General features: G+C 61.6%; 26 protein-coding genes and 2 tRNA genes. 17 read left to right on the top strand and 11 right to left on the bottom strand.

Features of this window, described 5'->3' with window-relative positions:
- Window positions 1-6 precede the first annotated feature (6 nt).
- Together C4E04_RS07120 and C4E04_RS07125 are read right to left on the bottom strand one after the other, a co-directional pair.
- Window positions 7-1,479: a diguanylate cyclase gene (locus C4E04_RS07120; RefSeq protein ID WP_162559308.1), complete on the bottom strand. Its 1,473-nt coding sequence runs from the start codon at window positions 1,477-1,479 to the stop codon at window positions 7-9.
- 384 nt (window positions 1,480-1,863) lie between these two features.
- Window positions 1,864-1,940: transfer RNA gene (locus C4E04_RS07125), tRNA-Pro, on the bottom strand.
- Window positions 1,941-2,093: 153 nt separating this feature from the next.
- Here C4E04_RS07125 and C4E04_RS07130 point away from each other — a divergent pair.
- The 4 genes from C4E04_RS07130 to C4E04_RS07145 all read left to right on the top strand — a co-directional run bounded on the left by C4E04_RS07130 (window position 2,094) and on the right by C4E04_RS07145 (window position 5,296).
- A tRNA-Gln gene (locus tag C4E04_RS07130) sits at window positions 2,094-2,168 on the top strand.
- A gap of 202 nt (window positions 2,169-2,370) precedes the next feature.
- Window positions 2,371-2,913, top strand: a complete 543-nt coding sequence (locus tag C4E04_RS07135) for a methylated-DNA--[protein]-cysteine S-methyltransferase (protein ID WP_109596214.1) — start codon at window positions 2,371-2,373, stop codon at window positions 2,911-2,913.
- Window positions 2,914-2,998: 85 nt separating this feature from the next.
- Entirely contained in the window at window positions 2,999-4,186 is a 1,188-nt protein-coding gene (locus tag C4E04_RS07140) for a fumarylacetoacetate hydrolase family protein (protein ID WP_109596216.1), read from the top strand.
- A 165-nt stretch (window positions 4,187-4,351) separates the two neighbouring features.
- On the top strand, window positions 4,352-5,296 hold the full coding sequence (locus C4E04_RS07145; RefSeq protein WP_109596218.1) for an NAD(P)/FAD-dependent oxidoreductase: 945 nt from the start codon (window positions 4,352-4,354) through the stop codon (window positions 5,294-5,296).
- Window positions 5,297-5,317: 21 nt separating this feature from the next.
- Here C4E04_RS07145 and C4E04_RS07150 read toward each other — a convergent pair whose 3' ends face one another.
- On the bottom strand, window positions 5,318-6,097 hold the full coding sequence (locus C4E04_RS07150; protein WP_210204603.1) for an alpha/beta hydrolase family protein: 780 nt from the start codon (window positions 6,095-6,097) through the stop codon (window positions 5,318-5,320).
- The gene (locus C4E04_RS21165) at window positions 6,094-6,336 is read right to left on the bottom strand and encodes a hypothetical protein (protein ID WP_210204604.1); all 243 of its coding nucleotides are present in this window, start codon (window positions 6,334-6,336) and stop codon (window positions 6,094-6,096) included. The genes C4E04_RS07150 and C4E04_RS21165 overlap by 4 nt, the downstream gene beginning before the upstream one ends.
- A gap of 161 nt (window positions 6,337-6,497) precedes the next feature.
- Between C4E04_RS21165 and C4E04_RS07155 the strand changes: the two genes are divergently transcribed.
- Both C4E04_RS07155 and C4E04_RS07160 read left to right on the top strand, forming a co-directional pair.
- A complete protein-coding gene (locus tag C4E04_RS07155) occupies window positions 6,498-7,832 on the top strand; it encodes a solute carrier family 23 protein (RefSeq protein ID WP_109596220.1) in 1,335 nt (444 codons plus the stop codon).
- Between the two features lie 128 nt (window positions 7,833-7,960).
- Window positions 7,961-8,821: an SDR family oxidoreductase gene (locus C4E04_RS07160; protein ID WP_109596222.1), complete on the top strand. Its 861-nt coding sequence runs from the start codon at window positions 7,961-7,963 to the stop codon at window positions 8,819-8,821.
- A gap of 64 nt (window positions 8,822-8,885) precedes the next feature.
- On the opposite strand, the gene C4E04_RS07165 is transcribed toward C4E04_RS07160, so the two are convergent.
- Entirely contained in the window at window positions 8,886-9,089 is a 204-nt protein-coding gene (locus C4E04_RS07165) for a hypothetical protein (RefSeq protein ID WP_162559309.1), read from the bottom strand.
- Window positions 9,090-9,285: 196 nt separating this feature from the next.
- Here C4E04_RS07165 and C4E04_RS07170 point away from each other — a divergent pair, with 196 nt between their 5' ends.
- Window positions 9,286-9,459 (top strand): DUF1328 domain-containing protein, encoded by a 174-nt coding sequence (locus C4E04_RS07170; protein WP_109596226.1) that lies wholly within the window; start codon window positions 9,286-9,288, stop codon window positions 9,457-9,459.
- Window positions 9,460-9,590: 131 nt separating this feature from the next.
- Here the strand turns inward: C4E04_RS07170 and C4E04_RS07175 are convergent, their stop codons facing one another.
- Complete coding sequence (locus tag C4E04_RS07175) at window positions 9,591-10,136, bottom strand: sigma-70 family RNA polymerase sigma factor (protein ID WP_174219259.1); 546 nt, start codon at window positions 10,134-10,136, stop codon at window positions 9,591-9,593.
- On the bottom strand, window positions 10,133-10,351 hold the full coding sequence (locus tag C4E04_RS21100; RefSeq protein ID WP_174219260.1) for a NepR family anti-sigma factor: 219 nt from the start codon (window positions 10,349-10,351) through the stop codon (window positions 10,133-10,135). The genes C4E04_RS07175 and C4E04_RS21100 overlap by 4 nt, the downstream gene beginning before the upstream one ends.
- Before the next feature lie 187 nt (window positions 10,352-10,538).
- Here C4E04_RS21100 and C4E04_RS07180 point away from each other — a divergent pair, with 187 nt between their 5' ends.
- The 6 genes from C4E04_RS07180 to C4E04_RS07205 all read left to right on the top strand — a co-directional run bounded on the left by C4E04_RS07180 (window position 10,539) and on the right by C4E04_RS07205 (window position 16,123).
- Window positions 10,539-11,342 carry a response regulator gene (locus C4E04_RS07180; protein WP_109596228.1) on the top strand — a complete coding sequence of 268 codons (804 nt, stop codon included), beginning with the start codon at window positions 10,539-10,541 and terminating at the stop codon, window positions 11,340-11,342.
- A gap of 298 nt (window positions 11,343-11,640) precedes the next feature.
- Entirely contained in the window at window positions 11,641-12,057 is a 417-nt protein-coding gene (locus C4E04_RS07185; protein WP_109596230.1) for a hypothetical protein, read from the top strand.
- A 65-nt stretch (window positions 12,058-12,122) separates the two neighbouring features.
- Window positions 12,123-13,979 (top strand): ABC transporter ATP-binding protein/permease, encoded by a 1,857-nt coding sequence (locus C4E04_RS07190; RefSeq protein WP_109596232.1) that lies wholly within the window; start codon window positions 12,123-12,125, stop codon window positions 13,977-13,979.
- A gap of 308 nt (window positions 13,980-14,287) precedes the next feature.
- Entirely contained in the window at window positions 14,288-15,031 is a 744-nt protein-coding gene (locus C4E04_RS07195; protein WP_162559310.1) for a PRC-barrel domain-containing protein, read from the top strand.
- Window positions 15,032-15,307: 276 nt separating this feature from the next.
- Complete coding sequence (locus tag C4E04_RS07200) at window positions 15,308-15,544, top strand: hypothetical protein (protein ID WP_109596236.1); 237 nt, start codon at window positions 15,308-15,310, stop codon at window positions 15,542-15,544.
- A 54-nt stretch (window positions 15,545-15,598) separates the two neighbouring features.
- Window positions 15,599-16,123, top strand: a complete 525-nt coding sequence (locus C4E04_RS07205) for a hypothetical protein (protein ID WP_109596238.1) — start codon at window positions 15,599-15,601, stop codon at window positions 16,121-16,123.
- A 105-nt stretch (window positions 16,124-16,228) separates the two neighbouring features.
- Here C4E04_RS07205 and C4E04_RS07210 read toward each other — a convergent pair whose 3' ends face one another.
- Window positions 16,229-16,423 (bottom strand): general stress protein, encoded by a 195-nt coding sequence (locus C4E04_RS07210; protein ID WP_109596240.1) that lies wholly within the window; start codon window positions 16,421-16,423, stop codon window positions 16,229-16,231.
- Window positions 16,424-16,828: 405 nt separating this feature from the next.
- Window positions 16,829-17,287 carry a hypothetical protein gene (locus C4E04_RS07215; protein ID WP_109596242.1) on the bottom strand — a complete coding sequence of 153 codons (459 nt, stop codon included), beginning with the start codon at window positions 17,285-17,287 and terminating at the stop codon, window positions 16,829-16,831.
- 131 nt (window positions 17,288-17,418) lie between these two features.
- Here C4E04_RS07215 and C4E04_RS07220 point away from each other — a divergent pair, with 131 nt between their 5' ends.
- The 4 genes from C4E04_RS07220 (at window position 17,419) to C4E04_RS07235 (ending at window position 19,639) form a co-directional block, all read left to right on the top strand.
- The gene (locus tag C4E04_RS07220) at window positions 17,419-17,754 is read left to right on the top strand and encodes a helix-turn-helix transcriptional regulator (protein WP_109596244.1); all 336 of its coding nucleotides are present in this window, start codon (window positions 17,419-17,421) and stop codon (window positions 17,752-17,754) included.
- A 12-nt stretch (window positions 17,755-17,766) separates the two neighbouring features.
- Complete coding sequence (locus tag C4E04_RS07225; protein ID WP_109600892.1) at window positions 17,767-18,192, top strand: YeeE/YedE family protein; 426 nt, start codon at window positions 17,767-17,769, stop codon at window positions 18,190-18,192.
- 3 nt (window positions 18,193-18,195) lie between these two features.
- On the top strand, window positions 18,196-18,654 hold the full coding sequence (locus C4E04_RS07230; protein WP_109596246.1) for a YeeE/YedE family protein: 459 nt from the start codon (window positions 18,196-18,198) through the stop codon (window positions 18,652-18,654).
- A gap of 73 nt (window positions 18,655-18,727) precedes the next feature.
- Window positions 18,728-19,639 (top strand): MBL fold metallo-hydrolase, encoded by a 912-nt coding sequence (locus C4E04_RS07235; protein WP_109596249.1) that lies wholly within the window; start codon window positions 18,728-18,730, stop codon window positions 19,637-19,639.
- 38 nt (window positions 19,640-19,677) lie between these two features.
- On the opposite strand, the gene C4E04_RS07240 is transcribed toward C4E04_RS07235, so the two are convergent.
- Window positions 19,678-21,039, bottom strand: coding sequence for an ATP-binding protein (locus tag C4E04_RS07240; RefSeq protein ID WP_109596251.1), 1,362 nt, complete (start codon window positions 21,037-21,039; stop codon window positions 19,678-19,680).
- A 1-nt stretch (window position 21,040) separates the two neighbouring features.
- On the bottom strand, window positions 21,041-21,700 hold the full coding sequence (locus C4E04_RS07245) for a response regulator transcription factor (RefSeq protein ID WP_109596253.1): 660 nt from the start codon (window positions 21,698-21,700) through the stop codon (window positions 21,041-21,043).
- Window positions 21,701-21,789 lie beyond the last annotated feature (89 nt).

The following is a 21,789-nucleotide window of genomic DNA, read 5'->3' on the forward strand; positions in this document are numbered from 1 at the left end:
CTTCCCTCACCCTGAGGTCACTGTCTCGAAACCGCAGACGTTGTTCCGACCCGCCGCTTTGGCCTTATAGAGAGCTGTGTCGGCAGCCTCGAAGAGAATTGCCGCCATGCTACCCCGCGGCGGGCGTGCCGAAGCAACGCCAATGCTGACGGTCACAATGTGATAAGGGCTTCCCTCGTGAGCGATGCCCAGCGCCATGATGGCTTGCCGGATGTTCTCGGCAACCATGCGTGCACCGGACGCATCCGTCTCGGGCAGTACAATGGCGAATTCTTCGCCGCCGTGTCGAGCGGAGACATCCCGCGGGCGCTGTATGTTCGCGTTGAGCATGTGCGCGATCGTTCGAAGCACGTCGTCGCCTTTTCCATGCCCATAGCGGTCGTTGAAACTCTTAAAGTAATCCGCGTCGATATAGAGAAGAGAAATCGATGACCCCGAGCGGATCGCCTGTCGCCATTCGCGCTCGAAGATTTCCCGAAAGCCACGCCGGTTCAGAAGGCCGGTCAGGTCGTCCGTTCTGGCAAGCCTTCTTAGTTTCGTCTCAGCTTTCGTGCGCCGTTTCAGCTCTCGCTGGAACAGGACGGTCAGGCCAACCACGGCAAAGCAGAGGATCCCCGTCATGAGGCTCATGACAATCGCCTTGACCCTCCAAGCAGCGAGAAATTCATCCACGGACAGCGCAACCGTCAGGACGAGCGGTTGATCATCGAGCCGCTGAAACGAAATGATGCGGCGGACCTGATCGATAGGAGACACGGAATCAAGGGTACCGTTGGGCGCGTGCAGAAGACGCTGGACCTGCAGGGAGGTACCGAGATTCTGGTTTATCTGAGAGGTGTCGAAAGGATGACGGGTCAGGAGAATTCCATCCCCTCGGAAGAGATTGATTGTGCCATGCTTTCCCAGCCTGAGGTCGTTGAACAGCTGGTTGACGGTGTGGAGAGGAAGAAAGCCCATCACCACCCCTGCAAAGCGTCCATCCGAATAGGAAAGCCTCCGGCTCAGGCCGAGGCTCAGCTCCCCGTTCCTCAGCGGGTCCTTGAACGGACGACTGACGTAAAGCCCGATGTAGGAGTTCGCCTTGTGCACAACGAAGGATTCGTTGTCGGCCAGGTTGAAGGACCGCGGCGCGATCACGGGACCCGCATCTGCGATGAGTTCGCCGGCCTCGTTTACGACAACGAGCGACCCCATGAGGGAGGCTGTCGCGACACGATCAAATAAGACCCGGTGCTGCAGATCGGGCGGGAGCCTCTGAAATCCGATATAGCGAAGACCTTCAATGACACCCTTCAGTGACAGGTCCAGTAGATCGAGATCGCTTCCGAGGTCGCGCGCAATGGCCGTGAGCAGGTTCCTGGAGGAGTTCTCGGCCTCTTGCCAGGTGTCGAGGTAATCGTTCCTCAACGTATGCGCTGAAATCGCGAGGATGCCTAATGCAATGAGGCCAGCGATCAGGTTGAGGCGGAGCTTGGTCAAGGCAAATTTCATTTGGGATCACCAGCACCCCTCTAACGCCTTTTACCGCTTAGCCATGGATCGGAAATTAGACATAAGGTTATTTGGATTTCGTGAATAAGCGGCCGTCCGAGACGAGTAAATCGTAAGAGCATCCAGTCTTGTATGAAGGATGCCTGCCTGATTTCTCGGTCAGGGAGGAGAGGTGCGAACCTTGTCCTGGGCTCAGCGTCTTCTCGGAAGGTGCACTGTCCCGCGCAGCTAGATCTGCGCTAGGGCCCGAAGGGTTCGTGGATGGATAATATAACGGGAGATGGCGTGCTGCTTGGAGTTCGGCACAAGTTCTATGGAAGTGACAGGGCTCCTGGGCGAGCCTCACTTCTTCGCTCTTGGAAATTCAAGAAATGGTCGGAGTGGCAGGATTTGAACCTGCGACCCCCACGTCCCGAACGTGGTGCGCTACCAGACTGCGCTACACTCCGACACCGAAATCATCGGGAAGGCCGGTCTTATAGCGGGGGGCATCCTGGGCCGCAAGAGGGAAAACGAGCTTGGCCGTGAGATCGCCGCAGTGGCGAAAACCTAGTTGCCAGCCCAGTTCGAGACGATTATGTACACCCCACTTCGCGAAGCATTGGGGCGTCGCCAAGCGGTAAGGCAGCGGTTTTTGGTACCGCCATTCCCAGGTTCGAATCCTGGCGCCCCAGCCATCGTTCTTCCGCAAATCCTCTATGACCTTGCCAGCTCGAAGCACTGGGTTGCTTCCTTGGCCATCTGCCAATTGTTACCGCCCTCATCCATCACGTCCGAAAATCGCGAGACGGCGGCTTGTGGCATTGCCATCATGGCTCCTGGGGTCGTGGGATTGGAGCGCTTTGGAACGGTTTCGTTCGGAGCTTGCGGAGGGGGATTATGGAACCGGCATTGCCAGTACGCCTCGTGGTCAGCCAGATCGAGACGCCGCTCGGCGATGCGCTCGTGGCGGTGGACGAAAGGGATGTCCTGCGGGCCCTCTTCTTTGCGGATTTTGAGGAGAGGATGCTCCGATCCCTTCGGTCCCAGTATGGCGCCCTGCCTCTTGAGGCCGGCCAGGTTCCGGCTCCCGTGGGGAGGGCGATCTCGGCATATTTCGAGAGTGACCAAGCCGCCCTGTCGGGGCTCGCCTGGGCGACCGGCGGTACACCCTTCCAGCGGACGGTCTGGAGGGCGCTGGCGGACATCCCGTTCGGGGCGACCGTGAGTTACAGCGCGCTTGCCGCAAGGCTCGGGATGCCGAAGGCAGTTCGGGCCGTCGGTCTCGCCAACGGGGCCAATCCCATCAGCGTCGTGGTGCCCTGCCATCGGGTCATCGGCGCTAATGGAGCGCTCACAGGCTATGGCGGTGGTCTCCACCGGAAACGATGGCTCCTTGCCCACGAGAATGCTCTTCCGCCCGAGCCGCCGCGCCTGCTGTGATCCGGGTCGAGGGCCTCTCCTTCAGGGGAGACAAGCGGTGCAATTCCCGGGCAATATGCATGCCTCTCAGGGAGCGGGAATCGGGATGGGCGAGAATTTGTTGCAGAATGATCTCTTGAAGGCGCTTCCGGCAGACGGGTGTAGCGGCGCCCTGGCGGGCCGGGCCTGGCGCCCGGGCGTCGGCCCCTGTGTGGTGTCTATCCGGGACGAGGGGGTCTTCGACCTCTCGGCCGCCTGCGCCACCATAAGTTCGCTTGCGGCACTTCCCGACCCAGCCTCGGCGGTGAAGAATATGTCTGGCGAGCGCATTGGCTCCCTTGAGGACATCCTTGCCAATACGCCGCCCGAGAGGCGCGACCCGGCCAAGCCCTGGCTTCTGGCGCCGATCGACCTTCAGGTGATTAAGGCGGCCGGGGTGACCTTCGCGGTCTCGATGCTGGAGCGTGTCATCGAGGAGCGGGCGCGGGGTGATGCGGCCTCCGCGGCAGCCATCAGGGCCGAAGTGACCCGTCTGGTGGGCGACGATCTCAGCCGTCTCAAGCCCGGCTCCAAAGAGGCCATGGACCTGAAAGCGGTCCTGGTGGCGCAGGGCGCCTGGAGCCAGTATCTCGAGGTCGGGATCGGTCCTGACGCCGAGATCTTCACCAAGGCGCCGACTCTCTCGGCAGTGGGCTCCCTGATGGATGCAGGCGTGCATCCCAAATCGACCTGGAATAATCCGGAGCCTGAGGTTGTGCTTTTGGTTTCCGGGGAGGGGCGTATCGTCGGCGCGAGCCTGGGCAACGACGTCAACCTGCGGGATTTCGAAGGCCGTTCGGCCCTCCTCCTGTCCAAGGCCAAGGATAACAACGCTTCCTGCGCCATCGGCCCCTTTATTCGCTTTTTCGACGAGAGCTTCTCGCTGGACGATGTGCGCCGCACGACCGTGACCTTGACGGTCGAGGGACAAGACGGCTTCAAGCTTGAGGGATCCTCTTCCATCGCGAAGATCAGCCGCGACCCGGAGGATCTGGTGGCGCAGACGATTGGGGCAAACCACCAGTACCCGGACGGGTTCGTGCTGTTCCTGGGCACCATGTTTGCGCCGACGCAGGACCGGGACGAGCCCGGGATGGGCTTTACCCACAAGCCGGGCGACATCGTCACCATTGCGGCGCCTCAGCTCGGCGCCCTGACGAACCGCATCCGACCGAGCTCGGAATGCGAGCCCTGGACCTTCGGCATCGGCGCGCTCATGGCGAACCTCGCCCGGCGCGGCCTGCTGAAGGAGTGACCGGAGGAGAGGGCGGGCCGGGGCCGGCTCTGGTTGCGCCTATTCCGGTCAGAACCCGATCAGACAGCGCTGATACGATCCCGGCACTGTTCCGAGAGGGTCTCTCTGATCTTTTTCCAGTTTCGCGGGTTGGGTTGGACACAACCAAACGAAAGTGGACGGGGAATGGGGTCTGACGAAAAGCTTCTCGATTGCCTTATCGTGGGAGGCGGTCCTGCGGGTCTGACGGCGGCCCTCTATCTGGCGAGGCTTCGACGGAACTTCGTGCTCATCGACAGCGGAGCGCAGCGGGCGGCCTGGATTCCGAAAAGTCATAATATCCCCGTCTTTGCGAGCGGCATCTCCGGTCCGGACCTGCTGGCCCGCCAGCGGGACACGCTTGCGCAATATGGGGTCGCGCCTACCATAGGGACGGTTTCGGGTCTGCGCAGGCAGCCGGATCGGTTCGTCGCCGTCACCGAAGGGGAGGGCGGCAGCCGCCAGATTTCTGCAAGGTACGTTCTTCTTGCCACGGGCGGCGTCGATATCGAGCCCGACCTGCCCGACCTGCCCAATGCGATCCAGCGCGGTCTCGTGCGGTATTGCCCGATCTGTGACGGCTACGAATCCCGCGACCGCCGCATTGCGGTGATCGGTTACGGCGACCGGGGCCTCGGCGAGGCGATCTTCATCGCACGCACATATTCGCGTGACGTGACGCTCCTCACCCTCGGGCAGCCTCTCGAAAAGCCCCTGAGGCGGCAGGGCGAGCTCGATGCCCTCGGCGTTAAGGTGGTCGAGGCCCCAGTGGAGCGTCTCGATCTTGAGGGTGACCGGATCGCAGCACTGCATGCGGGTGGCAAGGAGCTGCATTTCGACGTGCTCTATTCCGCCCTCGGTCTCAAATACCGTTCCGATCTCGCCCTGTCTCTGGACGCGGAGCACGATCCTTCCGGCGGCCTCATCGTCGACGGCCATTGCCAGACGAGCGTGAAGGGACTCTATGCGGCCGGCGACATCGTGCGCGGCCTCGATCAGATCGTCGTCGCCATGGGCCATGCGGCCATGGCCGCCATTCACATCCACAACCGTTGCGAGTTGCCCACCGAGGACGAGCCCGACGGCGCATGATGCTCGGCCCTAAGCTGAAATTCAGCTCAGGGCTTTGGCGAGGAGCGGGAGGCTGATGTCCATCCGGTAGTCCACGGAGGAGTGGTTGTCGTGGAACTCCTCGTAGACATGGGTGATGCCGGCCGCCGCGAGCTTGCGATGGAGGATCCGCGATCCGTAGACCATGTTGTACTGGTCGATGTCGCCACAATCCACATAAAGGCATTTCATGCCGCGCAGGGCCTTTTGGTGCCGCTCCTCGTCCACCATGCGCAGGGGGTCCCAGCGCAGCCAGTTCGCCCAGCGCTCCTCGATCAGCTCGCAGGTCTGCATGTCGACCGGCAGGCGCACGCCGTAGAACGCCTCGGGGGCCGGATCGAAGGTCGCGGACTGGGCGAGGATCATTATGGTGTGCCAATCGGCATCCTTCGCCTTTGGGCCAGCCTCGAACTTCCGGATGAAGGTCTCGATGGACATGCCGTGATCGGCGAGGTGCCGGAGCGCGCCGGCGAATTCACCGAGGTGATAGAGGAACTCGAAGCCCACATCGCCCGAATGGCTCGCCGCTGCGGCCCAAACGGTCCCGCCATGGCGCAAGGCGTGAACCAGGGAGCCGTATCCGCCCGAGCTCTTGCCGAAAACACCCCGCCGCCCATCGCCGCCGCACCCGAAGCTGCGCTCCACGAGGGGCAGCATTTCCCGGATCAGGAAAGTTTCCCAGGCGCCGGTGGCGGCGCTATCGATATACTGATTGCCACCAAGGCGGGTGAAGCAGTCGGGAAATACCACCACGACCGGCGGCATGGCGCCCGTGCCGATCAATCGGTCGAGGCGCTCGGGACGTTCTCGCCGTAATTCTTCCAGTTGGTGTGGGCCGGGCCGCCCGCCGTGTAACCGACCAGGTCCACCAGGAGGGGAAGGCCGCTCCCGTCGTGGCCCGCCGGAACATAGACGTCGACGCGCCGCCGCGACGGGTCGCCGAGCAGGTTGCCCTTCAGGCACTCGCTGTCGATCCAGAGGGTGTGCACCGTTCCTTCCGGCTGGGTGTAGTCCTTCCGCATGGTCATCCTCGTCCCGTGGAGGACGAAACGTGACGGCGGACGGCTCCTTTGTCCAGATCGAAGCCTCGCGTGGCCGTGAATAAGTCCTTTCCGGACCTAGCCATTTCCCCGGTCCCGGCGCTACGGTGCGCGGGACATTGCATTGCTCGGGGGATTGGACAATGGCCGCAGGCTACCTTCCAAAATGGACGTTGAAGACGGAAGGCATCATCATGCCGGATGAGCGCCTGCCGATGGGGCAGACGCTCGTCGTGGGGCTCCAGCACGTGGTCGCCATGTTCGGCTCCACGGTGCTCGCTCCCATCCTCATGGGGTTCGATCCCAACGTATCGATCCTGTTTTCCGGCATCGCGACGCTGCTCTTCTTCGTGATCGTGGGCGGCCGGGTGCCGAGCTATCTCGGGTCGAGCTTTGCGTTCATCGGGCCGGTTCTCGTCGCCACCGGCGCGACGGTCGGCAGCCCTAACCCCAATATCGCTCTGGCGCTCGGCGGCATCATCGCGGCCGGTGCCCTGTATTTCCTGATCGGTGTCGTCGTTCAGATGGCAGGCCACCGCTGGATCGAGCGGCTCATGCCGCCGGTGGTGACGGGCGCCATCGTGGCAGCCATCGGCCTGGTGCTCGCACCCATTGCGATCTCCAGTGCGTCGGGCACGACGCCTGACAATCAGGCAGGCTCTGACTTCGCCCGTTGGATTGCGCTCACCACAGTCGTGGCGGTCGGCCTTGTGGCGGTCTACGCACCGGGCATGTGGCGCCGCCTGCCGGTGCTCGTCGGTGGCGCCGTGGGCTATCTCGCCTATTATGTGTGCGCCAATATCCTCGGCCTCGGCCAGGCCATCGACTACGCGAAGGTGAGCGAGGCGGCCTGGTTCGGAATGCCGCAATTCCACAGCCCGGTCTTCGACATGCGCGCCGTCAGCCTGATCGCTCCGGTGGCTCTGATCCTGGTTGCCGAGAACCTGGGTCATATCAAGGCCATCGGCGCCATGACCGGGCGCAATCTTGATCCCTATCTTGGCCGCGCCTTCATGGGCGACGGGCTCGCGACCATGCTCTCAGGTGCCTCTGGCGGCACGGGCATGACCACCTATGCCGAGAACATGGGCGTCATGGCAGTGACCCGCATTTACTCCACGCTGATCTTCATCGTGGCGGCTTTCATCGCGCTCATCCTCGGCCTTTCGCCGAAGTTCGGGGCCTTCATCGGCACCATCCCGGGTCCGGTGCTCGGCGGCCTGTCCATCGTGGTGTTCGGTCTCATCGCCGCAACGGCCGGTCGGATCTGGGTCGAGAACAGGGTCGACTTCTCCAATCCGCGCAACCTGATCACCGTCGCGGTGGCCCTGATCCTTGGGGCCGGCAATTTCAAGTTCACGCTTGGCGGGTTCACTCTGGATGGCATCGGAACCGCGACCTTCGGCGCCATCATTCTCTATCACCTCCTCCATGCGGGCCAGCCGACCGCAGCCGAGCGGGCCCAGCCGGCCGAATAGCTCTCCGCAGGAACACGCCTCGAAAGCCCGCGTTGGGAAGCCAGCGCGGGCTTTGTCATGAATGAGCCCGGCGTTCCCCTGAACGCGCCGGTCGCAGGACCGCGCCCCATCGCCAAGCGGATCATGCCATGAGCTCTCAGCAGACCAAGACGTTGCCGCCTCAGACCCAGGACAAACAGCCGGGCCGGGAAACCGAGATGCATCCCAGGCCCGATTACGAGCCGCGCTTTCCCGGCAGCGGCCGGCTGAAAGGGAAGGTCGCGCTCATTACAGGCGGCGACAGTGGCATCGGGCGGGCTGTATCGGTTCTCTTCGCCCGCGAAGGAGCAGACGTAGCCATCGTCTATCTCAACGAGGGGGAGGACGCCCAGGAGACAAAGCGCCTGGTGGAGCGCGAGGGGCGGCAATGCCTGACCATCGCGGGCGATGTCCGCGACCCGGATTTCGCGAAGGCGGCCGTCGAGCGGACCCTGAAGCAGTTCGGGCATCTCAATATTCTTGTGAACAACGCAGCCGAACAGCACCCGCAGAAGGACATTGCGGCGATCAGCCCCGAGCAGCTCGACCGAACCTTCCGAACCAACATCTTCGGGTATTTCTACATGGCTCAGGCGGCCCTTCCGCACCTTGGAAAAGGCTCTGCCATCATCAACACGACCTCGGTCACGGCCTATCGCGGCAGCCCCGAACTGCTCGATTACAGCGCTACCAAGGGAGCGATCCTGGCCGTCACGCGGTCCCTGGCGAAAAAACTCGCCGAAAAGGGCATTCGCGTGAATGGGGTCGCGCCGGGGCCGATCTGGACACCTCTTATCCCCTCGACTTTCACGGCTGAGCACGTCGCCAAATTCGGAGCCGATACACCACTGAAACGTCCCGGACAGCCGAATGAAGTGGCGCCGAGCTTCCTTTTCCTGGCCTGCGAGGATTCGTCCTACATCACCGGCTCCGTCCTGCATCCCAATGGCGGCGAGCCGACGGAATCCTGACAGCAAAGAGGGCGGCTTGCGATGGGCCGCCCTCGGTTCAGGATGAAAAGAAATTGGGAAGCGTTTAGCGCCTGTTGCGCACCCTGACAGGTACCGGCACGGGAACAGGCGCTGCCCACACAAAGAAGAGCATGACTGCGGACAAGGAAGCGCCGATCAGGAAGACGATTTCGGCGATCTTCACTTGGGATGTCCAGCCGATGACAGCCGCAAGAGACGTGAGGATCGTAAAGATAAAAAATGTGCGGATGGCAATGGAACGATTCATTGGAATAGCCTCCCAAGTGTTCTGGGAAACGTGCTTATCAGACCGCGGTTCCATACTGCTCTGGTCTCCTTTCAATACTTAATGTGTCGTCAGGAAAGCAGTGAAATGAGTCAGAAAGACGGAACCCTACAGTCGCGCTTCGCGTTGTTTGTGCATCATCGGCTGCGGCCGAAGTCACTGTAAGCGAGGTAACACCATGCTCGGTTGGGCTGTCACTTTTCTGATTATCGCTCTGGTCGCGGCTCTGTTTGGTTTCGGCGGTATTGCCGGTACGGCGGTCGAGATCGCAAAGCTCATTTTCTTCGTGGCAATCGTCCTGTTCGCCATTTCGGCTGTCATCGGACTGCTGCGTGGACGAAACCCTCTCTGACGTAAGTCACGCTCCACCTAAAAAAGCGCCGCCCCCCGGGCGGCGTTTTTCATGTCTGACGTTAGGGAAATCAGGCTTCCAAGGGAAATGGTTGGGGATCAGAGAGTAAGGAAAGGGTGATCCGGGCCGTGTTAGCCGGTTCCTTGCAGGGCAGCCCGCGTCATGCTGTCGGGACCGAGGTCGTCCACGTCGTCCACATTGAGAAGAGAGGCGAGGCGGAACCTTGCTCTGTTGACACGGCTTTTAATGGTCCCAACGGCGCAGCCGCAGATATTGGCGGCCTCTTCGTAGGAAAATCCCTGTGCGCCGACGAGCAGAAGCGCTTCCCTTTGGTCAGGCGGGAGCTTGGCAAGTGCGCTGCGAAAATCCTCGAAATCGAGGCGGGCGCCCTGTTCCGGCTGCACCTTCAGGCGACTGGCGTAAGAACCCTCCGGGTCCTCCACCTCGCGGCGGCGCTTGCGGTATTCGGAGTGGAAGAGGTTGCGCAGGATCGTGAAGAGCCACGCGTTGAGATTCGTTCCGCGCTCGAAACGATGCAGATTGGAAAGCGCGCGGAGCAGCGTGTCCTGAACGAGGTCATCGGCCCGATCAACTTGTCCTGACAGGGAAATTGCAAAGGCGCGGAGGCTCGGAACGGCAGCGAGGAGAGCCTCGCGAAGAGCCGGTTCCGGAGTCATTTTGCCTTCTCCCCGCTGCTTCTCTCCAGCTTCTCCAGGAGATCCTTGAAGCGGTCGGGCACGGGCTGCTGCATCAGCTCATCGTACATTGCCCGCAGCTGGTCGCCGATGCGATTCTGACTCGTTTTGTCCAGCTGAGGCTCGGATGCAAGCTTCTCGTTCAACGACTCCTCCGGGATGACCCGAGCCAGCTTGTTTCCCTTTTCACCCGTCATTGAGGTCCCCTTGTGATACCCACAGGCTAATTCAGGATGGTTAACCTTGGCAGTATCTGTATATTCATTTTCGAGCAATAACGCCGACCGTTGCCTCTGGTTCCCAAAAATGGAACTTTCTTCGTGCCGTCGAGTTTAATGGGTCCGTAGCGAGAACCGAGTCAAAAAGCTAAATAAGGGGAAGCTAATGTCGACAGCCCAGCTTGTCGTCCAGCACTTGCCATATCTTCGTCGTTATGCCCGCGCACTCACCGGCAGCCAAATGGCCGGCGATGCCTATGTGGCAGCCACCTTGGAAACCCTCGTCAGCGAGCCCGAGACCATCGGGCCGTCAGGGAACGTCAAGGTCGAGCTGTTCCGGGTCTTTACCCGCATCTGGAATTCCCTTTCGGTCAACGGCCGTAGTGAGCAGGTTCAGCGTGACCTGCCCGCAGAGGTCCGCTTGGGCCAGATTACCCCGCTGCCGCGTCAGGCCTTCCTCTTGTCCTGCCTCGAAGGTTTCGGAGAGGAAGAAGTGGGCCAGATCCTCGAGACGGACACGAAAAGCGTCCGTGATCTCGTCGACGAGGCGGGGCGCGAGCTGGCCGCCGACATGGCCACCGATATCCTCATCATCGAGGACGAGCCGCTGATCGCCATGGATCTTGAAGCCCTCGTCGAGGGGCTCGGCCATAATGTCACGGGCGTTGCCCGCACCCGCACGGAAGCCGTCAAGCTGGCTTCCGCCAAGCGCCCGGGGCTCATTCTCGCCGATATCCAACTTGCCGATGGCAGCTCTGGCCTCGATGCGGTCAACGACTTGCTCAAGGCCTTCGAGGTTCCGGTTATTTTCATCACGGCTTATCCGGAGCGCTTCCTCACCGGTGAGCGGCCGGAGCCGGCCTTCCTCATCGCGAAGCCGTTCCAGCCCGCGAACGTGTCCGCCGTCATCAGCCAGGCCCTGTTCTTCCAGCAGAGTGCCCGTCGGCGCGAAGTCCGCGCAACGGCCTGATCGGACAGGCGAGTGTGAGCAGGAAAGTAAATGCCCGGCGCTAGGCCGGGCATTTCTTTTTGGTGGCTCAAAAAGGCAAATAAAAAAGACGGGCTTATAAAAGCCCGTCTGAAGGTGCCGGCCAATGCACAAGGGGAATGCGGGGAGGACCAGGAGGCCGGTACTTCAAGAACGCCACAGTACCGGGAAGGTTCCGGACCTGTTCTTTTATTTACGAAAAGTAAATCTCCAGGAACATCGCCGATAGGGCCGCGTTGTTCTGCCGGAAGTAGCCAAGCTGCCGGAATTGGAGGGGAAAATGCGCAACCTGCCTGCGATCGTCATCGGAACCGTAGGAAGCGCTTTCCTGGCCGGCGGGCTGTTCTTCGCCGATTCGGACATGATGCGTAACGTATCAGGTCCCGAAAGCCTGATGACGGAGCAGGGCAGGGGTGAAATTGCCTCCCGGCCCTCGCAGTTTGAAAGTCTCGATTTCCGGATTCTCTTCGGGTCGGATTCGGTGACGAACACGACCTATTTCGGCGACGCGAGGCAGCCTCTGGCGACCTTGAAGGAAAAGCGTCAGGAGCCCGCCCCGAAGGCCTTGCCGCAACGTCACGAATCCAAGGACGAGCTGCAGAAAAAGGGCAGGCCGCGGACCTTTGGCTGCGTGACGTCCGTCAGCCCGCTGGCGCGCGCTGCCGCCGAACAGAGCCCCAGCCTCTGCCTGGCGTAGCATGGGCAGGCGCCCGTCCAGGGTTAGGTGCACGAGGACCGGCATAGCCACCATCGGAGGATTGTGTGAGTGAGGATGGGCAGGCTGTTGGCCGGCGTCGGCTGTTCGCCCGGTTCTGGCGAACGGCGTCTGGTTTCTGGACGGGCGTACGACGGCAAGAGGCTTGGTTCCTTACCGTATCGCTCCTCGCGATCATTCTCGCCCAGCTCTTCGTCCAGTATCGACTGAACGTCTGGAATCGCGAAATCTTCGACGCACTTGAGAAGCGCGACGTTGCCCTGGTCGGTCGCCTTGCCCTGCTGTTCCTGCCCTTGGCTTTAGGGGCTGTGGCATTCAATGTCGCGTCCGTCTGGGGGCGGCTGACGACCCAACGCGCCTGGCGCGCCTGGCTGACCGACCACCAGATCGACCGCTGGCTGAAGAATGGGCGCTACTACCAACTCAACCTTGTAAAGGGACAGCATCAGAATCCTGAATTCCGTATCGCCGACGACACGCGGATTGCTACGGAATCTCCTGTGGATTTCGCTTTCGGCGTCACGACCGCGGTTCTGACCGCCGTCACGTTCATCGGGGTCCTATGGGCGGTTGGGGGCGGGATTTCTTTCGAATTGGGTGGGCGCTCCCTGACCATTCCCGGCTATCTGGTGTTTGTCGCAGTCATCTACTCCGCCATCACCACGACCGCGATGATCTTCATCGGCCGTCGTTTCGTTCAGGTGGCCGAGGACAAGAACCAGGCGGAGGCCGAGTTTCGTTATGCGGTCACCCGCCTGCGTGAGAATGGGGAGAGCATCGCTCTACTGGGCGGAGAACCCGAGGAGCGTAGCAGCCTGAGCATCGCGCTCGGCCACGTGATCGCGCAATGGAAGGCGCTGTGTGGACAATACCTGCGCACCACCGTGGTGTCTTACGGCAATTTTGTGCTTGCACCCGTCATTCCCCTCATCCTGTGCGCGCCAAAGTACCTTGCCGGAACCATGACGCTTGGAGAGGTCATGCAGGCGGCGACTGCCTTTGTGACAGTCCAGCAATCCTTCAACTGGCTCGTGGAGAATTACCCTAAGCTTGCCGACTGGACGGCCTCCGCCAACCGTGTCGCTGGCCTGATCGTCTCTCTTGACCAATTGGAGCGGGCCGAGGGGCCGGGCATCGGCCGGATTGCCCGCAAGGAAAAGGAGGAGCAGGCGGCGCTTCGTCTCCATGGGGTCTCCGTAACCCTGGACGATGGCACGGCGGTCGTTGGGGAGACAGAGGTCAAGATCAATCCCAGCGAGAGGGTGCTGGTCGTCGGTGAGTCCGGGGCCGGCAAAAGCACGTTGATCCGGGCCATTGCTGGTTTGTGGCCCTGGGGAGAGGGCGAGATCATTTTCCGGCAGGGCGCCAAATTGTTTTTCATGCCGCAACGTCCCTACGTTCCCATGGGGACGCTCAAGCATGCCGTCGCCTACCCTAACCCGGCCGACAGCCTGGAAGATGGCGCCGTGGTCGAAGCGCTGAAGAGCGCGGGTCTGGGTCACCTGACCAATCGCATCAATGATGAGGGCGAGCCCTGGGATAGAACGCTCTCCGGGGGCGAGCAGCAGCGCTTAGCCTTCGCCCAGCTTTTCATTCAGAGGCCCGACATCATCGTCATGGACGAGGCGACCTCTGCGCTGGATCCCGAGACGCAGGACGTGCTCATGGAAAGGATCATCGAGCGCCTTCCCGATTCGGCGATCATCAGTGTGGGGCATCGTCCGGAGCTGGAGGCCTTCCATAATCGTCGTCTGGTCCTCGCGCGCCGAGAAGATGGGGCCCGTCTCGTGGCGGATGAACCTTTGTCCCCGCGAACCTTCGCCGTGAGGCGCGCTATGTCGCTTCTGTTCCGTCGGCCGGGACCCAGGACTTCCGAACCGTCCCAACCTCGCCAGAAAGCCTGATTGAGCTTCTCAAAGGTTTTGGCGAGAGCCCGCTGCCGGGAAGCAGCCGCCAAGGGAACCAATTGCGGGCCGGCTAGTTGATAAAAATTCATGTATTTTATGCTCCTCCCCAAGGGATGGGGCAGTATTTGTCTGTGTGCTTGAATATAAATTCAGGAATTTAGCTGCGCCACGAGCATAATGGTGAGTATGCACTGCTCGCATTAGTGAATTTGGAGAATTTTGTCGGAACGACAATGCCAAGATTGCGTTAAACCGACACGCGCTCAGGCGTATCGTGCGGATTAATGACCTTAGGAGATTATGCAATGCTTAAGAAGCATATGGCTGCCTGTCTTGTTGCGACCTTCTTCGCGGCGCCTGCTTTCGCTCAGACCTCGACGGCGCCGACTTCCGGTGCGACCGACCGCCCGGCCGCGACGGGTTCGGGCTCGACCACGTCCGGTTCGCCCGCCATGCAGCCCGGCAATACGGGTTCGTCGATGAATTCGTCCTCCATGGACACGTCCAAGTCGACCACCATGGCGCAGTCTGGGACGACGCAGGGCCAGTTCATGACCCACATGCAGGCCGACCAGATGATGGCCTCGGACCTCATCGGCACCAAGGTGATCAGCGCCAATAACGAGTCGATCGGCGACATTAACGATGTGATCGTTGACCGGAATGGCCAGGCTGTGGCGGCCGTGGTCGGCGTCGGCGGCTTCCTCGGCATTGGCGAGAAGGATGTGGCAGTGCCCTTCAACTCGCTGGAATTCGCGACCCGCGAGCAGGTCAATGCCATGAATAACGCCAACGCTTCCAACAATGCTGCCTCGACGACCGGTTCGACGGCCCCCAATACGGCTGCCACGAACAACTCGGCGATGAACAACAACGCTGTGAATGCGACTGGCTCGACGACCACGGCCGGCACCTCGGCCAGCAGCCGCGATAATGAGCCGGAGCGGGTGATCCTGCGCATGACGAAGGCCGAGCTTCAGGCCGCTCCGAAGTTCGACAAGCGCGCTGACAGCAGCACTGCGACCGGTACCGCTGCGCCGAAAAAGTAAGATTCGGCGATAGGCTGTTTGAGACGGCGCCCGGAAACCGGGCGCCGTTTTTCTATATCGGGTCAATAGGGGCCAAGAAAAAGGCGCGGTCTAAAGACCGCGCCTCGAAAGGTGCCGGCTCAGGGGGCATTGGAACCGGTTGAGCAGGTAACGCCGTTGAAGGTCTCCGGTTCCGTGGGATTTCGAAATTTTTTCCGGGCCCCGTCGAAGGGCGCATTGCCGCAGGAGGAACCGTAGCGGAGCCGGCACGTTGCCCCCGCAGATGCGGAGGTTTCCATGACTGCAACCAACGAGCTCGACGCTGTTCTCACCCACGAAATTATTCCTGACGAGTTCTGTCGTCTCGCTTCCAGCACGCCCCCTCGGGAGAAGCCTCTTGTCGCGTCGCTCCTGAGCGGAGTTGTGCCGGCACGCCAGCAGGATGGGGTTCTGTGTCCTCTCATGCTGCGACGGCACCTCGTCGTTCCGCTTTGGGAGCCGAGCCTGGCTGGGGAGGCCGGGGGACAGTTTTAGGGATCTCATATCGGTCAGTAGCGATTGCAGATGATTCAAGTCGAAAACCGCCCTATGAACGAGAATTCTGTTACGGTCCTCTTTCCTCCCCCGATCGTCCCTCTGATCGATGCGTTCCGATCTCTCGAAGTGCTTGCGGAGCATTATGATCTCCATGTCCTCGAAGGGCCCGAGGAGGATCTTGCGCGCTTCATGGAACCGAGTGCCGCAAAGGCAGTGATCTCGGACGCTATGCTGCTGGCATTCGCTCTCGGCCGTCAGAGGGGCGAGCCTCTCGTCCACTGCCCCTTACGGTCACGCAAAGGCAGCGCTGACGAATATTGCATCTTCACCCTGATTGCGGCTGCCCGGGAGCCCGATACCGGCCTTGCGTTAGAGGCGGCAGCTACCCTTCGCGTGATTTCCTTCGAATTCGTGTTCGCCATGGCGACGGATCTTCTGCGACGAATGGACCGTGGCGGTTTCGTGCTTGAACGGCCGAGCCTTCACGAGTTTCGGGCCATTGTCGGGGAAGGGGAGCTTTTCGAGCAATCGATTGAGCCCATAGGCACAGAGGCGACTTTCCGTTTCCACCATTGACGCATAGCGCTGCGGTACCGCCGAGACGCAGGCTTTTTGGATCCGTCCTGTCGGAATAAAGAAAAGGGGCCGTCTAGCGGCCCCTTTTAGTTGCTATGAGGAGCTTTACTCCTGGTTGGAGCGGTTGCTGCCCGAAGCCTGGCCGCCCTTGCGTCCTGCCTCCGAAGCCAACTCGCGATCCTGCGAGAACGAGCGCTTCTCGGCCGGAACACTCTTGCCGCCTTTGCTCGCAATCTCACGCTGCCTGTCACCATCCATCGAAGCAAAGCCACGCTTCGAAGTCGAACTTCCTGTTGCCATCACAAGCCTCCTAAGCAATTAACTCTGCCTTGAAAACCGCGGGGAATTTGGTTGGTTCCGGCTGTTCTTAACAGTTTCCTTGCTCGCTTATTAAAGTTATCAAAAATGAGGAGATGGGTTGTTTTATGTAAGGCGCTGTAAGGGCAAGAAGAATGTTGTCCTTTTATTTCCGATGATGAAAGCTTGGCGGTTTCATTCGTATTTTAACCCCTTGGGAGACTACACGTTTCGTTTCAGCCAGAATGGGGATGCGGAGATAGCAAAATGCTTTGGGACTATTTGAGTGGGTAGCGTAGGCTTATTGTGTGCTAAATCCACTTGATAAGCAGGTCTCGCAATAAAAGTATAGCCTTTGCAAAGACATGCATTGATCAAGTGCATTTACATGCAACTTCGCTATATATGCTATAGCCGGGCCGCCTGAAGGGCGTGGCTGGCGCGGCTGTCGTGGTCGTGGGGGCCGGGTCCGATGGGGCCGAAATCGCCGCGCAGCGCTTTCAGCGCATATCGCTCGGTATCGATCTCACGAGCGGTATGGAAGCCGAGCCGTCGGAGGACGGGCAGGGGCGGGCACCACCCCTGAATCGCATGCTGGAGTAGGAAGGCGGTCACCAGTGCCGGGAGGGCCAGCCAGCGCCTGTCGCCCTTATAGGCGAGCGCAACGCCCGTGAAGGCGAGGGTGGCGGCATTGGTCTCCAGCGTCCGCTCGATATCCCATTCCCGGTCAAGCTCGCGCAGTCGGCGGTCGATGCCTTCCGGGTGGGCCGCATGCCACCGAATGCTTTCGGCAATGCCGCGCATGATTTGATGATTGGCCGATGCGGATGTGTGATCTGTGACCCGTTCGACAGTGCTCGCAACCATGCTTCAATTTCCTCCAAAACGGGGCAACGGCGCGTCTGCGCGCCGGTTCCGCCGTAGCCTTCGGCCGGATCTCTTGACATATACTAAGCAAGTACTAAATTAGCATGATCTTATTTAAGAGAGGCACATAAATGCTCCGGCCGGACCTTGATCTTGAGAGTTTTGAGCGCCAGGCGACTGAGGTCGCCGACATCCTTCGGGCAGTGGCCAACGAGCGTCGCCTGATGATCCTGTGCAAGCTGGTGGAGTGGGGCGAGGCCAATGTAACCTCTCTGGCTGAGGCGGTGGGCCTGTCGCAATCGGCCCTGTCGCAGCATCTGGCCAGGATGAGGGACGAGGGGATCGTCACGTTCCGGCGTGAGAGCCAGACGATCTGGTACCGGATTGCGGATCCGCGCATCGAGCAGCTTCTCGCCACCCTCTACGGACTGTTCTGCAAGCAGGCCGAGCCCGGCAAATCGGCCTGAATGGAGGTCGCCATGGATCACTTCACGCCCATCTCGGCCCTCATTGGCGGCCTTCTGATCGGCCTGTCGGCAGCCTGGCTCCTTGTGCTGAACGGGCGCGTCGCCGGCATCAGCGGGATTCTTGGAGGGCTGCTTCCTCCGGCCCCTCGCGAAACCGGCTGGCGCATGGCTTTCCTGGCCGGCCTGTTCGCCGCGCCACTCGCCTATGCGGCATTCGGCGGAACACTGCCGCCTGTGGACTTCGATGTCTCGCTGCCCGTTCTGGTCACGGCGGGTCTGCTTGTCGGCTTTGGAACACGCCTGGGCTCGGGCTGCACCAGCGGTCACGGTGTCTGCGGCATCGGGCGCGGATCGCCTCGCTCAATCGTTGCGACCGGCATCTTCATGGTCTGCGCCATCGCGACCGTCTACCTCACCCGCCATATTGTAGGGATGTAAGCCATGCCGTTGATCGCTTCCGCCTTCGCGTCGGGCCTGCTGTTCGGCCTCGGGCTGATCGTCTCGGAGATGGTCAACCCAGCCAAGGTGCTCGGCTTCCTCGACATCTTCGGCAACTGGGACCCAAGCCTCGCCTTCGTCATGGGCGGTGCCGTCATTGTCTCGGCCCTGGGAACCTTCGTCGCAAGACGGCGCGGCGTGCCTGTGCTGGCGCCACGCCTCGACATGCCCAGCCGGCGCGACCTCGATCCGCGCCTGATGACAGGCGCCGCCTTGTTCGGCATCGGCTGGGGCCTGGTCGGCCTGTGTCCCGGTCCGGCGCTCGTCGATCTGACCTTCGGTCCCTGGCAGATATTCGCCTTCGTCGCCGCCATGGTGGTCGGCATGGCGCTCTTCCGTCTCGTTCCCGATGATTGGCCGCAAGCCGCCTTCAGGCGAGAGGCCGCGCGCGTGGATGGGTGAGCCTGCCGAGAAAACGTCGCCCGACCCATTTTGTCCTAAACCGACCTTCACTCTGTCATGAGGAGAAGACCCTATGCCGACCCTGACTTCGCCCCTGCATGGACGCCCTATCGTGAAGGGCTTCTATGAGAAGCGCACCGGCAGCGTCCAATACGTGGTCGCTGATCCTGAGACGAAGAAATGCGCCATCATCGATCCGGTGCTGGACTTCGATCCAAAATCCGGAGCGACCGCCACGACACAGGCCGACGAGCTCCTCGCCCATATCGAGCGCGAGGGATATGAACTGGAGTGGATCCTCGACACCCATCCCCACGCCGACCATTTCTCGGCCGCCGGTTACCTCAAGGACAAAACCGGTGTGCCTACTGCCATCGGCGAAAAGGTGGTCGAGGTCCAGAAGCTCTGGAAGGGCATCTATAATTGGCCCGACAGCTTCCCGACGGACGGCTCGCAATGGGACAAGCTCTTCGCCGATGGCGAGCGCTTCAAAATCGGCAACATGGACGTCGAAGTGATGTTCATGCCGGGCCACACGCTCGCCTCCATCACGTATGTCGTTGGCGATGCAGCTTTCATCCACGACACGATCTTCATGCCCGATAGCGGCACGGCCCGTGCCGATTTTCCTGGCGGCTCCGCCAAAGTTCTGTGGCAGAGCATTCAACGGATCATGTCCTTGCCGGACGACACGCGCCTCTTCACCGGGCACGATTACCGGCCGGGCGGACGTGAAGCAAAATGGGAAAGCACGGTGGCGCAGCAGCGGCGCGAGAACACCCATCTCGTCAAGGCGAAGACCGAGGCGGAATTCGTTGCCCTCCGCGAGGGACGGGATCGTGAATTGCCGATGCCGAAGCTCATCCTGAACGCCCTGCAGGTGAATATCCGAGGCGGGCGTCTGCCTGAGCCGGAGAGCAATGGCACGCGCTATCTCAAGATTCCGCTCAACGTTCTCGGAAACGCTCCCTGGGGCGACGACTAAGCGGCACGAAGTGGGACCTTCTGGCGGACCGGATGCCGTCAGCCTGGAACCACTTCGACACCGAAACCTGCCCTCAGGCCGGGATGGCCATGGCGGTTGCGAAGCTCGAATGGTGCTTTCGCGTGCCTGAGCGCCGTCGCGACGATGGCGAGGCCAAGCCCGCTCCCGATGACGCTGCGGTGGCGGCCGCGAAAGAAGCGGTCGGTCACGAGGCCGATCTCGTCTTCCGGGATGCCGGGGCCGTCATCCTCCACAGTGATGACGGGAGGGTTTGAACTGTCGTCGAGGAACCATCGCACACGGCCGCCCTCCGGCGAATGCTGCACGGCGTTTTCATGCAGATTGCGTACGGCGAGATGGAGGAGCTCCCTGTTCATCCGGATCGTCGTTCGATAGAGCAGGGGGTCGATCTCCACCACAACGCCGGATGCAGTGGCACCGAGGCTCGCCGCAACATCCTCGATAGCGCGCCCGGCCACGATGTCCTGCACTTCTCCCTCGTTTTGCGAGGCATCGAGCGCCGACATGGCAAGCAACTGGCGCACGAGCCGGCCTGTACGGTCGACCGCCACCAGAGTCTGCCTCAGGGCAGCTTCGCGGATTTCCGGATCCTTCGCGGCTAAGGCCACCTGGACCTGGGTACGCAGGCCGGCGAGCGGCGTGCGCAATTCGTGGGCAGCGAAAGCCGTGAAGCTGCGCTCGTGCTCCCGTGCCGCCGCGACCTTTCCGAACAGGCCGTTCAGGGCCTCCACCACTGGGCGGATTTCTGAGGGCGGGACATTGATCTTGACCGGGCTCAGATCCTCCGGACCGCGCTCCTTAAGACCGCGTGCGAGGCTGCGGAGGGGCCGCAAGCCCTGCCCGACGCTGGCCCAGATCAGGAAGGCCAGTATCGGCACCATGAGGGCCGCCGGCAGGAGCAGGCTGCGGACGAGATCCGTCACCAGACGGTCGCGCAACCCCAGCCTGTCGCCGACCAGGACGCGGATGCCCGTATTCCGGTCGGCAACCGCATAGACGCGCCACGGTTCGCCCTCGATCTCGCGCTCGGAAAAGCCACTTGCCTCGTTCGACAGCTCCTCCTCTGGAGCCCCCGTGGAGCGTCCGATCAGCCGCCCGTCCAGGGACCAGATCTGGCACGAGAGCTGGCGCTCATAACCGAGATGCAGGGACTCTGGGATGGGGAGCGGGGCCGTGGATGAGTCCCCCCTTGACGCCAGAGCGACCTCGCCGCTTCTGGCGAGCGACGCGACCATGCGGGCCGCCTCCATGAGCCGCGTATCGAGCACATGTTGCAGCTGACGCTTGGTATCGACGTAGATCCAGGCGGCTGCGACCAGCCAGATCAGGCCCGTGGTGGCAATCAGGACAACGAACAGGCGGGTGCGGATAGAGCTCATGTTACGGGCTCCGAAGGCGATAGCCGAGGCCGCGCACTGTCTCGACGGCGTCCCGCCCGATCTTGTTGCGCAGGTGATGAATGTGCACCTCGACGGTGTTGCTCTCCACGTCCTCGTCCCAGCCATAGAGGCGGTCGGCAAGCTGGTCCTTCGACAGTACCGTGCCCGGATGGCTCATCAGTGCCTCCAGGATGGAGAACTCGCGCCGGGACAGGGCGGCGGGCCGGCCATCCACCTCGACGGTGCGGCGGCCGGGATCGAGCACAATGTCGTTCCAGGTCAGGACCGGCGATGCGCGTCCGGCGGCGCGACGGGAAATGGCCCGCAGACGGGCCGCCACCTCGTCGAGGTCGAAAGGCTTGCCGAGATAATCGTCCGCGCCGCTGTCGAGACCATCGATGCGGTCTGCAACCGTGTCCTTGGCGGTCAGCAGCAGGACGGGCGTTGCGTCCTGGCGCCGGCGCAGTTCCCGCAGGATGTCGAGCCCGGAACCGTCGGGCAGCATCAGGTCGAGCACGACGGCGTCGAACGCCGTCGTGGCCAGAGCCGCCCTGGCATCACCGCAGGATGCAACAGCATCGGCCGTGAATCCGTGCAGCCCGAGACCGATTTTCAGGCCGTCGAGCAGCATCGCGTCATCTTCAACCACGAGAATTCGCATCAAGCACCTCTGCGGGCTCAGTGGCCCGCTAGCCTTAAGGCTGCCTTAAGGTTGGCCGGGAGTTTGGGGACATCGCCCGATTGCGAGGA

The sequence above is a fragment of the Microvirga sp. 17 mud 1-3 genome (assembly GCF_003151255.1).
Classification (GTDB): domain Bacteria; phylum Pseudomonadota; class Alphaproteobacteria; order Rhizobiales; family Beijerinckiaceae; genus Microvirga.